This is a genomic window from Bradyrhizobium sp. SEMIA (genome assembly GCF_014844175.1).
GTDB classification, from domain to species: Bacteria; Pseudomonadota; Alphaproteobacteria; order Rhizobiales; family Xanthobacteraceae; genus Bradyrhizobium; species Bradyrhizobium arachidis.
This window is the reverse complement of the sequence record NZ_CP046601.1, coordinates 8962163-8975697: the sequence shown is the minus strand read 5'-3', so window position 1 is coordinate 8975697 and position 13535 is coordinate 8962163. Positions and strand designations below refer to the sequence as shown.

Sequence of the window (13535 nt, the reverse complement as noted above, 5' to 3'; positions counted from 1 at the left end):
CTGAGCGCGCCATATCGCCTCGGAGCTCGAGCTATCCGACAGGCTCGGCGGGGTCGGCTTACGCCCAAACTTTAGCCGTACTCCTACGACGGAGCTTTCGATTACCCACATTTCCAGCAGCTGCGATTCTTTAAGCCACGCACTTAGAGCACCGAGTCGTGCAGCCCGCTCCAGGGCAGATTTCCTTAGCTCTGTAGTCAGAACTTTAGGGACTTTCAAGGCTTCGTCGAGCGCGTCATTGATGAGAGCGGCGTCTCCGGGATCAATTTCGTATATCATCTTCAAGGCCGCAGCGAGTTCGGTATCACTCCGCCTCGGCGGACGCTCAGGAATGTCAGTGGACGCAAGGCTCAAGTCTGCGTAGCAGACATACGCAAGCTGTCACTGCAGTGATCCATCCAGCAATAAACGAAGGCTTACGGGACAGTTACGATCATTCTGATTCCTCGTCAGCTTCTAGAAAGCTAAGCCTCTTAGCGTGAACGTACTTATCCAGACCGGCGCTAGCTGCTCAGATCTGACTAGGAGAGTGGGATGGAGGCGTTCAATAAGCTCAACCCATTCGAGACCCATGTCGATCAGATGTACTACGATCGGCCGCAACAGCAGCAGGCCGACCAAGCCGGGTTTCAGCAGCACGTGAATGATTTGCGTCTTCACGGTCGCCTGCCTCCCAATTCAATTAGCCTCGGCGAGCCGCCCTGTGTTGCTTCGAACAGAGGTGCGGATCGTTCGGGAATGCCGCACGAGGATGTAGTCCGACAAGGCACCTCGCGGTCGCCGTCGGATTCGTTCGCCTGCTCTGAACGAGACGATCAGCATGTGCTTTTTCCGGTCGCGGATCGCGACGGGCAGTTGCCGGATGGCAATTTCAGTCTGACAGATGATTGGCACGCCATGGATTCAGCTGCCGATTGGCCGCCTTATAGTGTCGATCAGGAGGAGCATTCGTGGGCCGAGGCCGGTGATGTAGCGCCGGAGTCGTCAACATCCGGCGCAAATCGTTCCGCGCAAGATTTGGGGGCATCGATTCTGGGCCGACAGCCCCGGCCGGGCGATGGCAATACCTCTGGACTGACCCCGGCCGCAGCGCAGTGGACCATAGCCTTGCAAACGGGGGCTCCGGGGCGCGCAAGCGGTCAGACGCATGAGGATCCTGTCTTCAGCGAGTCGCGGCTTAACCAGATCCTGGATGGTTGGGCCGAGGAGGAAGGGCAGTCGCAAGACGAGAACCGCGAAGAGGCTGTAAGGCGAATAAAAGCCTGGAGTGAGGCAGGCGACGTCTACGCAGGGCTGGAGCTCTTAAATCTATCCCTGACGACACTGCCGGCCGCCCTTCCGCCTGGGCTTCAGTCGCTCAACGTGAGCGACAACGAGCTGGTGCACCTGCCTGACGCCCTCCCGTCTAGACTGCGGGCGCTCGGCGCCAGCGGCAACCGGTTGACCCGCCTGCCCGACACACTCCCTAGCGGGCTTCAGTCACTTGCCATCGGGGGCAACCGGCTGACCAGTCTGCCTGAAAAGCTTCCAGAGGGGCTTTTGACACTCGCGGTCGGCAGTAGCCGCTTGACCAGCCTGCCAGATACTCTGCCGGATGGGCTGCAGGACCTCGACGTCCGCGGCAACCGGTTGACCAGACTGCCCGACGCCCTTCCCATCGGACTTCAGTCACTTGCCGTCGGCGGCAATCGCTTGACCGCCCTTCCCAACACACTCCCGCCTGAAATCCAAGAGCTCGAAGCCGATGGCAACCGGCTGACCAGCCTTCCCGACACTCTCCCCGTCGAACTGCAAGTGCTCTTTGCGCGCGACAACCAGCTGGACAGTTTGCCCGAGACCCTCCCCCCCGAGCTCCAGAGACTTCACGTCAGCGGCAACCGGCTGACCAGCTTACCCGACAATCTCCCCGTCGAACTGCAGGTGCTCGAGGCACGCAATAATCGGCTGAGCAGCTTGCCGCAGGCGCTGCTAACCCGGCTAGGTTTTGGATGCATGGTTTATTTGGAGAATAATCCGCTGCCCGAGCAGGTGCGTACGAGTTTGGCGGAAGCCCTCAATTCCCGGGGCTATGACGGCCCGCGGGTCTTCTTCTCGATGGGCGAGGGAACGGCGGTGAATCAGGAACGGTCGCTGGCCGAGGTGGTAGCGGACTGGATGGACGGGGAGCCGGAGGTGATCGACGCCTGGCAAAACTTCGCCGGCGAAGCGGGGGCGCCGGAATACGCGCTCTTCCTCGATAGGCTACGGAACACCGTAAATTATGATAATCCTCATTTCCGGGAGGCCGTCGCCGAGGATCTGCAGCAGGCTGCGATCAGACCGCACTTGCGCGAGCATTATTTTCAGTTGGCTTTCGGGGCAAGCGAGAGCTGCCAGGATCGCATCACTCTGACCTGGAACAGCATGCAGACCGCACGCCTGAACGCTGATGTCGAGGACGGGGCCTATGACGATCGGCTCGGCGAGCTCATCCAGAAGGCTCGGGTCTTGTTCCGCCTGGGCGAACTCGAGCCGATTGCCCGTCAAAAGGTCAACTCACTCCAGTTCGTCGATGAGATCGAGGTCTATCTCGCCTATCAGGTCAAGCTACGTGACCGGCTGGACCTGCAGCTCATCGCCCCGGACATGCGGTTCTATGACATCTCGTACGTCACTGAGCACGACCTCACCGCAGCCGAGACGCAGGTGCGGAATGAGGAAGCGGCGGGGTTCGCCGATTTTATGGCAACTCGCTGGCAGCCCTGGGAAACGGTGGTGAGCCGGATTGCCCCCGACGCCCATGCAGAGATGCAGAACCGGCTCGCCGAGGCGATGGACGGGGAGTTTCCGAGCCGGCTCGAGCAGCGACTCGCCGAACATCACCTGACCGGAAACAGCGACGCCGAGTTGCAGTTCGGAGCCCAGATCCGCGACGAGATCGCCCGCGAGATCAAGGGCGCACTGATGCGGCAGGTGCTCGCGGATCATGCGCTTGAGCTATGAAGCGGCCGTCCACTCGGCGAGGATGCCGGCGCGCCGAACGGGCTGTTCGTTGAACGTTATGCCGGCAGGATTAGGCACCTGGCAGGCACGAGGCCGCGCAGAGGAGCTTCGAAGACCGCTTGACGAGGAGCCCGCAGAGGAGCTTCAGGAATGGCGAGATGATCACTTCACCTCGTCGGCTTTCGCGCAAGCCGAATTGCATTCAGAGCAGTTCTCTCAAGGAGAGCTTCGGCGAGTGCTGGATCATCTGGATGATGAAGCCGTGCCGTCGGCGGCCTCCGTCGCTTCAGAGGAGCATCAGCGTCTGGAAAAACAATTGCATGACGAGCTTCACGGACTAGGAGACAATCATCCTGCTGCGTCGGTTTAGCGCTGTAACCGGCGACAGTCGCCGGTGCGACGTAAAAGGTGATGACCAAGAGTCGGAGCCAAGTCCATGTCACGAGGGCGAGCGCGAGCTGGCCGATGCTGAACGTTGCGGCGCCAGCCACGAGGGCGACAGCGATGCCGCCCAGAGCGCCGGCTCTCGTGTGGAAGGCCCAAAGACCAACCGTTACGCCGGCGAAGACGGGCAACGCGAAGACTGCAAGCGTGAAGAGCAGCCACGCGAAAACGCTTATGACGAGGAAAACGAGCAGTGGTGCGAAGGTGATCTGGCGGTGGGCTCCGTGAGTCATATTGACGGTTGCGCCTTTCACCACAACCACGGCGCGAGCGTGAGTATAACCGCAAATAGAAGCCGTCGGAAATGGCATCCGTCTGATGTTCTGCGACGCCTGCAAAGCGATGCACCCGATCCGATGACGTGGCCTTCGCGTCATTGACCTTCCGATGTCAGAACCCAGTTAATCGGCTCGGATCCAGAAATCACGTCCACTGGCTAAGGTGCTTGCATAAAACTCTTGAGCGGGCCCATAAGGCGTCAACGTTAGCTCGTTCGAGGTCTGACTCAAGAACAGTAGTACAGAGACTCGTTATGAAGCCCGAAAAACATCGTGCGCATCGAAGGGACCTGAGACGTTGGAAGCTCCACCCGAATTGAATGCTCTTCGGAGCAGCATCGACAATCTGGACGCCGCCCTGATTCACATTCTCGCGGAACGTTTTAGGTGCACTCGAGAGGTGGGAAAACTAAAGGCTCGGTTGCAAATGCCTGCTGCCGATCCAGGTCGGGAGGAGAGACAGACAACAAGACTGCGTGCGCTCGCACAGGCCGCCAACTTTGACCCAGACTTTGCTGAGAAGTTCCTGGCCTTCATCATAACAGAAGTGATCCGGCATCATGATCTTGCTCGTGAAGAGATCGGCAAAGTGTAGAATTGCCTCGTTCAGCATGCGACGCGCGGCCCGTAAAGCTTGACAAGCAAATCCGGCTTCGAAGGATGCGCTGCTACTACGCGGATGTGGACGACTATCCTTGCGTTGCGAGCGGCTCGGTTTTCCTCTCCGCATACTCGGCCAGAGTTGAACCGGCGTCGGATCGACGCTTGGACGTTCTGCGGTAAGGTTCATGTGGGGGATCAAAGCGCTGCGCGGGTTAGTCTCACTAGCTCGCCGCAGAAGCATTGCGCAATGCCTTCGGGCAGCAGTCTCGGCAAGGGAGCACCAGATCGGCGCTTCCAAGCCGGCCAGTCTCGCGGGAGGCGCCAAGCCTCATCGTCGGCAGCGGCCTGCAAAAAGGTCGAACGTCGGCCCAGTCAATTGATGAAGGCGCCCCAAGGCCGCTTAGTGGCGCGCCGGGTATTCCGTGATCTTGCGTGCGCCCTGCCAGAGCTCAACAGCACAATCCTCCGCGAGTTGATAGGTTCATTTTTTCGCAGTGTCCTCGTCTGCGCAGATGATATTTACGCGCTTCGAAAGCGCGTTCCAAAAAACTTAATCAAAGATGAGGACGCGTTGGGCCCGTTCCGCGACGTTGAAGGCCATCCAGCACGAGCGTGAAAAACTCTCTCAGCGCCGATCGGCAAAGCTAATTTGCGACGAAGTATCTACGACCAAAGAGGGCGGCCCGCAAGCCGCCCTACCGCCATTAGCCAGCGTTACTCAAAATTACCGCTGATGTCCGAGTCCAATTCCGAGATTTAAGGCCTTCTGGCGCAGCGCGCCGGCGCTGCGTCTGGTCATTTTTGCTAACTTTATGACCGGGGTCCGAGCCTTCGAATGAACTTTGAGCTCTTTGATATCTGCCTTCGTCCACTCGCGCCGCTTGACGCGTTTCTTTGTTGCTTTTTTCACGATGAATGCTCCTTCTGAGAAGAGCGCTTGTAACATAGTTTTTTCGCAGCGACGACCGTAAAAAAAGAACAGTCATCGGAACTCGCGCCAGGTATTAGCTCGGTCATGCTTTCGGAAGACAAGGCGTCTGGACTAGTGCAGCTGTGGAATTGTAAACTTCGTACAGACGCTGTGTAGAGAGGCTTCGCTACAATTGAATGCTCAATCCACGCCTTTCTATTCGAAACTAAGCACGTAGACTAACATGTTCTGGAATGAGCAAGCCAATCGCGATGAACTTGAACAGCTGCATCTCGGGAGGTTGGTGATTTGTATTAAGCCTAGAGTGATCAAACATCGAGCCCTGAGAGACATCGGGGCGGTCTCCTGCTATGGTCACCTTATGACGATTATCGCGCTCGTTATCTAAACGCCAGAGCTCCCTTGGGGCATGCGCGAATACGAGATCGGTCAGGTCTTCGTGTCGGTCGTTCGGGCTCGGCTCAACGCGTTGGAGTGCACGAAGACATCAGCTCCTCCATTCCGTAGGTTGGATGAAGCCATATCGTCCCTTGGTCGCGTTGAACCACTTCACAGTACGAAAAGCCATTGCATTTATATCCAAACTGAACTTGCGCAATCTAGTCGGCGCACGTGGCCATCAGCAAGGGATTGAGCGGCAAGCCGTCACGCCGATAGCCCTTGCCCGTGCTCAATCGCTTGCCGGGCAGCGCTTTCTGCGCGCGCTGGTTCGTAGCTGCAAAGACACCGGGGGCGGCTACCCATCTTCGCGCTCTTGCGCGATCTCCCGTTTAACCTGACGCTGCATAGCACCCACATCTACCAATTCGAGCCTTTCAAGAGTCTTCCTTCCCTCGTCGGTGATAATCCAGCACCCGGCCTCTCGGTCGATCAGCCTTTGGCCAAAAATATCGAGTTGGGGCGCTCGGCTCGCGATACGCTTCATACGCGCCGGCCACTCTGGGCCGCTGCTGTAATAAATGGCCAAATGCTGTTTAACGACTTCGATGCTCGCCCGTCCGTGCGGCTGGCCGGCAAGTATCTTCAGTATGGACAGCTGAAAACTCACGCGCGCACGCCATCGAGTCGGGGAAAAGCTGCATAATACTTATCCGGAGGGAAGCCGCAGCGCCGTGCGCGGCTTTTCAAAAGAAACCTTGCGCCATAAGCCTAATGAGCAAAATATCCGCCTACCGTCGACGCCGTAAGCAAGGTTCTCGACGGGATCGGCGACATCCTGGGTCAGCGGAGATAGCCGCGTTGGCTACGCGTCTGACGAGGTTTCGACTGCCGTCTTCGACCGATTCGGGATCAGACTACGTCGGTGGTAACCGCGCTGTTGCACATCTTGGCGAATAACATCGCTCACTGAACGCACCGCCCGCTTCTTTCGCTTCCAACTGCCGGCCAACCCCGCAGGGATCGCAAACCCTCGCGGAACGACCAAAAGATCGCGTCTTCCGTTCACATAAATATCGAACATGTCGTCCCTCGGTTGACACCAGCGTAGATCGCCGGTTCATACGTTTGGTGACATCGAAGCAACAGTTGCGCGTAAAGAACTACGCGAGTTGTCTCCTGATTTCGCCCGCACCTGAGAGTGCACGGCGCAATCTCGCTTCTCTTTCACGTGCTCCCGATTGCCTAGAATGCAGGAGCCTTCGCGCGCGCCTTATTGTCGCTAACAGATTCCCCTTATCCGGGCGTCGTTCAAGGCAATAAGCGTTGCAGGCTACCGTCGGTTCGATAACGAGCCGGTGGACTGAATTGTCCTTTGGACAGAGGCCTGATGTGTGATGCGAGGGACTTTTGCCGCTCGGCGAATTCGATTGAGCATTTGTCTGCCGTGGCAATTCTCTTTTGTTCTGAGTTTATCCCTGATCGCGCGGTCGAATCGTACTCGGATGCTGATGTTACAACGTACGTGAGAACCGTGGCGGGTGCGATGGTGCCGACGGACGCGACGTGTTCACGTCCCAACTTACCGCCCGTTCATAGTGCGATTGAGGATGACGGCGGCACTGGCAGGCTGGCGGCGAAAGTGAGCACGCAGAAGGTAAACGCCGGATCGTATTCCCGTCGCCGCCAGAAACAGCGAGTACAGACACAAGGGCTGTCGTGGATTTCGAAGCGGCAATGAGGCTTGTCCGCTTGTCCTGTGTCGACCTTCTTTGAATGTGGGCATGCTCGGGAGCCAAAGCTCTTCGGCGACGACCTGTTGAGCGTAATCAATCACGAAAGCGCAGCGGGAGGATATCTCACGATCAAGCGCGCAGGTCTGTTCGTTCGGGCAGTCTTTGAGCGGACTTGCATGGTTCTGCTTCTCGAGGTTGGCGGCGCAGAGGACTTTGGTCTGACATAGGCCGCCCACCCGCTGGAGATCGCGCAATACGTCTCCATAGCCGCAGCAGGCGCGTTCTCGGAACACCCGGCAAGCACGACGCGCTTGCTGAGCTGTTCAGGAGAGTAGGCTCTTTGCGCCATGGTTTGAAAGGCAGATGCGGACAGGTCACGTGCGATCACATCGACGTGCTGCGGGCTAGGTTCGGATGTCCGGGCCAGGCTCGCGCGCAACCGGCTGAGTAAATGCCTCAACCGTCAAGGGCATTGACGTGTGCAGATTGGCTAACCACGCAGACCCTTTGAGACGGCCATGGCTGCCAGAGGCAGACTTGTTCTTTTTACTAATCAAACAAGACCGATATGTGGGAGCGAATCCTTCGATCCGGATGGCCCTGCCGGTAGGCGGAAAACCCTCCAGCGAGGTCCGCCAGGTGTCGTGAGACAATAGCGCGCGCGCCGATTTGACGCCAGCATCACCAGTTGTTCTCGAATCGAGTGGTCGCCGCGCCCCCTGTCCGGGATCACGCTTAGATTACAGATTGACCCACAATCCAATTCGCAGACTCCCTCTGCCAAAGTCAAGCTAACCAGCCCATGCTGGCGGCAATGCGGTCGGGGTTCGGAGCTCTATCACATCGGCGAAGACGGTCCAATCGCGAACACTCTTTTGCTTGCAGAAATCGCTCTCCGCCTGCTGTGCAGCAGCGCACAGCGAGGCGGCATCAACCTTGAACGTCGCCTGACAGGCACGATGTTCGTGCCCGGTATCGTCACAAACGATCTTGATGAACCGAACATTAAATGAAGTCATGGCATCCTCTTCTTGTGGATTTGCTTATCCACCATTCTGCCATTCGCTCCACAAGTGTATTTGATCTGCCTCAAGCGTCATCCGCAACCGGTTGTCCGCCCCTCCATCGAGATAAGTTGAAACTTGGTAGCGCGTCTCGCGCGCTCCTGTTGTCGCGCAGACCACGCAGCCTCTGCTTTTCCAGCTTGGCGAGATCGCACTCTGTTTTGCGCCGAGGGATAACACCTTCTGGTCTGCGCATGCCCTCGACTGACAAAATTGAACGACCGATAACTCGAGGAATGTCTGAAGAGACGATCGAGGGCCGCATGCGCCGTCACGCCCGAGCTGCCGGCTATTGATCTCTATCGATCCATACTCGACCGCTGGCAATATCGAGAGGCCGCTAACTTTACACGCGATACTTGGTGGTCCCACGAGACATTCCCGCAAACACCAGGTCGTCGCGCCAATCGCCGAGCAGAGCCATTTCTGAGGCGCGCCGGCGGCCGAGGCAATCGATGGCGAGACCTATGCGCACGTGATCGTGGGCCAAGATGAGGCAAATTGCCCTGCGGCCGCGACCGCACAGCCGATGATCACGCTTGTCGCAAGCCAACGTTTCGATGAGCCCAGGGCTCAAGACTTCAGCGCCAAAGCCTTTGACTGGGATCTGCCCGGCAAGGCCACCGATATTGGCAGGCGAGCGATCAATTGAACATCCGCTTGCCGGCTATCGCAACGTTGAGGACAAATGCCGTCGTGGCCCATTCGCGAGCGGTGCGCCTCAAATCAACCCCGCTACACGGTGGCGTGTCCCCTCGCGGATCGCCCGACTTGGGACATGTCGCCAGCCAACGCGGGCCTGTGGGCCCGCAGCAGCCGCTGGAGCTCCGCCATTCTGGATGCGCATCAGCTCTTTTTGACCTGTATCAAATACTGCGGCGACTGCCTACTGATAGAAGTGAGCTTCCCGTCCAAGGTCACACACATGGCAGCAAGAAAGACTTGGCGCACCATCATCTTTTCATGTCCAGATACCGGCGACCGAGTTCAAGGACTGCTGCCGGACGTGCCCGAGCCGCGTGCCGATGACCTCCACACAATAACCTGCGCCGCGTGCGAAGGCGTCCACTTCATCGACCCGCGGACGGGCGCGATGATCGGCGCCGAGCGCAGCTAGGCTCATCCGAATGGGTGTCAAGCGAGCTCCGGCGTCTTCCGGTTCTCGGGGATGCCGCCCCGCTCACAAGGGCGCGGCCGACGTCACAACAACCCAATGCCCCACGTTGACGCCGTGGGACAAAGAGATTTCCCACCAACGAAGGATGTCCGACATGACAGACCACGGGGACATTCGTCCCGCCGCCGGCGAGATCGCGGGAGCGGCAGTCCAGTTCTACTTCTGCAGAACAGCGGTTAATACCAAGCGCCGAGGACCTGAGCTGATCCATATCGATTCGACCAAGGCCCGGGAGTTGTTTCGCGGCGCCAATCCTAATATTTCGGGTGGCGAGCCGATCAAGTCCCGGCACGATAGGTTCAACGGCTCCGCGGCCGATAAAACCCCGGCCGCGGCTGGCGCAATCGGGACCACGCCGCCTGGGCAATATTGGGCTGAGCCTGCTCTCGCGGCGGCCAAGCCATCTCGTGCGTAGTTCAGAAGGTTGCCTGAATTTGTCAGCCGGCAGCGATGAACACCGTCCAAGATCTACTGGGGACCTGACCTGGGAGCGGGTCGAAACGGCGCCGCCCTTTGATCAGGATCTGGAGATTGCCGTGATCGAGGGGAATGCCATTCACCGGGTGGTCTTTCCTTGCCGCCGGGCCTTCGGCGGCTGGATCAAGGCCAAGACCGGAGAACACGTAGCCGTGCAGCCAACGCACTGGCGCATATGGCCAGATGGCGGCGGCCGTCCTGCACAATAGATTGGTGTGAGCTGAGGCGCGTTCTGCTCCGGTGGCCCTCGTGGAAAACAATGTAGAGTCGATCGAATGAGAGGGTCTACCAGGAAGCATGTCGGACCACATCTGGTAAGGCTATGGCATTGCCGCGGCAGCCGCCGCGCTGTCTCTCGTGCTGTCGTCAACAAGATCCAGATGCAGAAGGTCGCGGTGGACTTGATACGCAATGCAATCGACGCCATGGCTTCCTGCCCGCGCGCTGAAGTTGCTGTCGAAAGGTTTACAGTTGCTCATAAGGACCCCGGCATCAGCGCTGATATCACCGACCGACTGTTCCAGCCCTTTGTCACGACTGAAAGGCATGGCATGGGTGTGGAGCTATCAATCTGCCGGACGATCATCGAGTCACATGGCGGCCATATCGTCGCGCAAGCAAATCCGGGTGGCAGCGCGATCCCTCACACCGCGCCATTTGTCGAGCTTAGCGAAGAGACAGCATGATTGGACGGCGCATTCTTGTGATCGACGATGACGCCGCAATGCGGGACTCGCTCGCCTTTCTTCTTGATGTTAACGGTTTCTACGTAGCAACCTATGAGACGGCGACCGCGTTTCTTAATGACGTCGCGAGCGGTCCAGTTGATTGTATTGTGTCGGACATCCGCATGCCGGGTATGAGCGGTCTCGAGCTAGTCGGCAAAGTGAAGGCCAATCGCGTCAACTGCCCCGTCGTTTTAATAACTGGTCATAGCGACGTATCGCTCGCAGTCGAAGCGATGAAAGCGGGTGCGGCCGACTTCCTCGAGAAGCCGTTCGTGGAGGAGGTGCTATTGCGTGCGATCAATAGTGCTCTGGAAGCGCGGCCGACAAAACCAGCCGATGACGCAGCAAAACTCCAGGCGGAAGCCCGCCTCGCGTGCCTCTCGTCGCGCGAGCGTGACGTCCTGCAGGGACTATTGGCCGGCAAGATTAACAAGGTGATCGCCCACGATCTCGGCATCAGTCCCAGGACAGTCGAGGTTTACCGTGCAAACCTCATGGCTAAGACCAATGTCCGCAGCATGTCCGAGTTGATGCGGATCGCCATTGCCGCGGGACTCTAGCACCAGCGCAAATGGCGCGAATGGCTTATTCATGCATTCAAGCTGCGCACTCCTGACGAACGGACGGTTTTCAGGCGCACCGCACCGAGTGGGTCATGTTGTCGATGACGGCTACCGATGCAACACAGGCTGCTGGTTTCTTGCATCACGACGGCACATGAAGCAGATCAATTACGTCGGCCCACATTTGTGCTCCGATGGACAGCGGGTCTGTCGCCCCGGAGAACGGGGGCTACGGCAGCGTATCGCATGATCATCGAGCGCGTCGACCACGTCGGTCAGCGTACATCGATCGGGATGCCGTCAATATCTGCCTGGTCACCTCCGCGGCCGACCGATGCTGACGGGGATCAGAGCCAAGACGCCCGAACAAGACTTCCTGCGGCAAGCCGAAAGTGGCTGTGGACGACAACTTTTCGGCCGGCTGGAGCTCTTCACGGGTGCGGCCGTGCGTTTCCGACTGTTTCCACGGACGCGGCCGAGGAAGCCAGCATGCAGCTTTCTAATCCGGTTTGGCCATGTCTGAGCAAACAAGGGACCGCGCCGCCCCCATTCAAAACGCCCTGCTCATGGCACTTACGGGCAAATACTTAGGGACTTCTACCTAGGGAAAACATCCAAATTTTCGAGTTCGTCAGGAGCAGCCAATCTGCGTCCCATCGATGTCCGCAAGAAAGGGTCCGCCATGCACGCCCAGGCCGCCAAATTTACCGAAACCAGCCGTTATCCGACCGGCGTCTTGCGGGGGCAACCTCAACACTTCGGCGGCTAAGTTGATTTAAGCCAGCTCAAATTCAAAGCGCGCTACGTTTTTGCCTCGAACGGCGCAGAAACTGCGGCGTAGAAGGACACCGAATCGGCTTGGGCGATCTTGTAAGTGGCAGAAACGCTTCCGGCCTACATTGTGCCTCCAGGAGCACCGGAATGACCATCGACCTTTTGCTTCGAGAGCATCGCAACATTGATCTGCTTCTGGCCGCTCTTCAACGCGAATTGGAGATTTTTGAGGGAGGGATCGGTCCCGATTATGAGGTCATTCGCGCGATTATCAGCTATTTCGAGGTTTACCCCGAGCTGTACCATCATCCACAGGAGGACTTGATTTTTTCGAAGCTCAAGGCTCGCGATCCCGATGCAGCTGCAATCGTCGGCGATCTCGCGCTTGAACACCAGGAAGTGGCCGACCGTTTGCACCACTTCGCGCGAGCTATTGACGCCATCCTCGCGGATCGTGAACTCTTTCGGCGAGACGTCGGCGATATCATACGCGACTTTATAGTATGCGAGCGGCGCCACATGATGTGGGAAGAACAAGATTTCTTTCCGGCCGCACTGAAGGCTCTCTCGGCACAGGAATGGACCGAAATCGCTTCCGCCGTCACCGATGATGGAGATCCCCTGTTCAGCGAGACAGCGGCAGCCACTTCGGATGCGCTAAGAGCGCATATTCTGCAATTGGAGCAAGAAGCTGAGGCCGAACGGAGCTCGGTCGCAATTTCGTCCGCCAAGGCCGGCAACCCGTGACACGGCTCCGAGACGTAGGGGCCGTATTGATCAGCGCCGTCTTACAGCAGGAATTAGACCTCATGCTCATCCTGTCGAATGAAAATGGGGGTGTTCGCGGGCATGTAGGCTGCCGCACCGCCAAAATGGCTTTCTGCGCACGATGATCGCTTCCGGTGCCAACGGCATGGCCGAGCCTTCCTGAGCTCTGGTTCCGGCACGTTCCACAATGTGATGTCGCAGGTCCGGCAGTTGCGCAGTGACGCGAAACGGATGCCTCTGATGTCCGCCGCCGTACAACGACGGACGATTGCCGCCGCGCGGGTGGGGCGAAGCACTCCCACCTCTTTCCCAGCCTGGCACGCTCTGAATGATCCGACCGCGGCCGATTCGACCCACAGCACCCCAATTGCCGGGCACTTGCTCGCGCGGGCACGTTTAGCACGAACTGCAAGGCGCTGGACGACGTCCTCACTCTGCGCCGAGCCGTGTCGGATCGGAGATCGCCATGATTCAACTGGCCTGTGCTGAGGGCAGGACTACGCTCACGGCTGAGAAGCACCCTATCGGCACCAGTGCCATCTTCAAGCTCGTGACATCCTCCGCGTGGTCCGCTCATAAACTCTCAAACAGAGGCGCAAGACGAAACCCGACCATTGGGTGGAATCGGTCGA

12 protein-coding genes and 1 pseudogene are annotated in these 13535 nt (G+C 58.4%); 9 read left to right on the top strand and 4 right to left on the bottom strand.

The genetic code is table 11. The annotated features are described in order from the left end of the window. Positions 1 to 534: 534 nt before the first annotated feature. The 3 genes from FOM02_RS42925 to FOM02_RS42915 all read left to right on the top strand — a co-directional run bounded on the left by FOM02_RS42925 (position 535) and on the right by FOM02_RS42915 (position 4299). Entirely contained in the window at positions 535 to 2982 is a 2448-nt protein-coding gene (locus FOM02_RS42925) for an NEL-type E3 ubiquitin ligase domain-containing protein (RefSeq protein WP_265441077.1), read from the top strand. Further along, complete coding sequence (locus FOM02_RS42920; protein WP_265441076.1) at positions 2972 to 3352, top strand: hypothetical protein; 381 nt, start codon at positions 2972 to 2974, stop codon at positions 3350 to 3352. The genes FOM02_RS42925 and FOM02_RS42920 overlap by 11 nt, the downstream gene beginning before the upstream one ends. 650 nt (positions 3353 to 4002) lie before the next feature. Continuing rightward, the gene (locus tag FOM02_RS42915; RefSeq protein WP_084334757.1) at positions 4003 to 4299 is read left to right on the top strand and encodes a chorismate mutase; all 297 of its coding nucleotides are present in this window, start codon (positions 4003 to 4005) and stop codon (positions 4297 to 4299) included. 732 nt (positions 4300 to 5031) lie between these two features. Here the strand turns inward: FOM02_RS42915 and FOM02_RS42910 are convergent. The 4 genes and pseudogenes from FOM02_RS42910 to FOM02_RS42895 form a co-directional block, all read right to left on the bottom strand. Continuing rightward, the gene (locus FOM02_RS42910; protein ID WP_181411730.1) at positions 5032 to 5217 is read right to left on the bottom strand and encodes a hypothetical protein; all 186 of its coding nucleotides are present in this window, start codon (positions 5215 to 5217) and stop codon (positions 5032 to 5034) included. 474 nt (positions 5218 to 5691) lie between these two features. After that, a pseudogene (locus FOM02_RS42905) lies at positions 5692 to 5806 on the bottom strand (cold-shock protein); the annotation flags it as partial. A gap of 168 nt (positions 5807 to 5974) precedes the next feature. Further along, the gene (locus tag FOM02_RS42900) at positions 5975 to 6286 is read right to left on the bottom strand and encodes a hypothetical protein (protein WP_231164271.1); all 312 of its coding nucleotides are present in this window, start codon (positions 6284 to 6286) and stop codon (positions 5975 to 5977) included. 1857 nt (positions 6287 to 8143) lie between these two features. Beyond that, positions 8144 to 8371 carry a hypothetical protein gene (locus tag FOM02_RS42895; protein WP_028146387.1) on the bottom strand — a complete coding sequence of 76 codons (228 nt, stop codon included), beginning with the start codon at positions 8369 to 8371 and terminating at the stop codon, positions 8144 to 8146. Positions 8372 to 8891: 520 nt separating this feature from the next. On the opposite strand from FOM02_RS42895, the gene FOM02_RS42890 reads away from it, so the two are divergent. From FOM02_RS42890 to FOM02_RS42865, 6 genes are all read left to right on the top strand, one after another. Beyond that, positions 8892 to 9068 carry a hypothetical protein gene (locus FOM02_RS42890; protein ID WP_265441075.1) on the top strand — a complete coding sequence of 59 codons (177 nt, stop codon included), beginning with the start codon at positions 8892 to 8894 and terminating at the stop codon, positions 9066 to 9068. A 126-nt stretch (positions 9069 to 9194) separates the two neighbouring features. Beyond that, entirely contained in the window at positions 9195 to 9533 is a 339-nt protein-coding gene (locus tag FOM02_RS42885; protein WP_265441074.1) for a hypothetical protein, read from the top strand. A 145-nt stretch (positions 9534 to 9678) separates the two neighbouring features. Next, positions 9679 to 10008 (top strand): hypothetical protein, encoded by a 330-nt coding sequence (locus tag FOM02_RS42880; RefSeq protein ID WP_265441073.1) that lies wholly within the window; start codon positions 9679 to 9681, stop codon positions 10006 to 10008. A gap of 442 nt (positions 10009 to 10450) precedes the next feature. Beyond that, entirely contained in the window at positions 10451 to 10756 is a 306-nt protein-coding gene (locus FOM02_RS42875) for an ATP-binding protein (protein WP_265441072.1), read from the top strand. After that, positions 10753 to 11358: a response regulator FixJ gene (gene fixJ / locus FOM02_RS42870; protein WP_265441071.1), complete on the top strand. Its 606-nt coding sequence runs from the start codon at positions 10753 to 10755 to the stop codon at positions 11356 to 11358. The genes FOM02_RS42875 and fixJ overlap by 4 nt, the downstream gene beginning before the upstream one ends. Before the next feature lie 924 nt (positions 11359 to 12282). Further along, positions 12283 to 12882 carry a hemerythrin domain-containing protein gene (locus FOM02_RS42865; protein WP_265441070.1) on the top strand — a complete coding sequence of 200 codons (600 nt, stop codon included), beginning with the start codon at positions 12283 to 12285 and terminating at the stop codon, positions 12880 to 12882. The last annotated feature ends 653 nt before the right edge of the window (positions 12883 to 13535 follow it).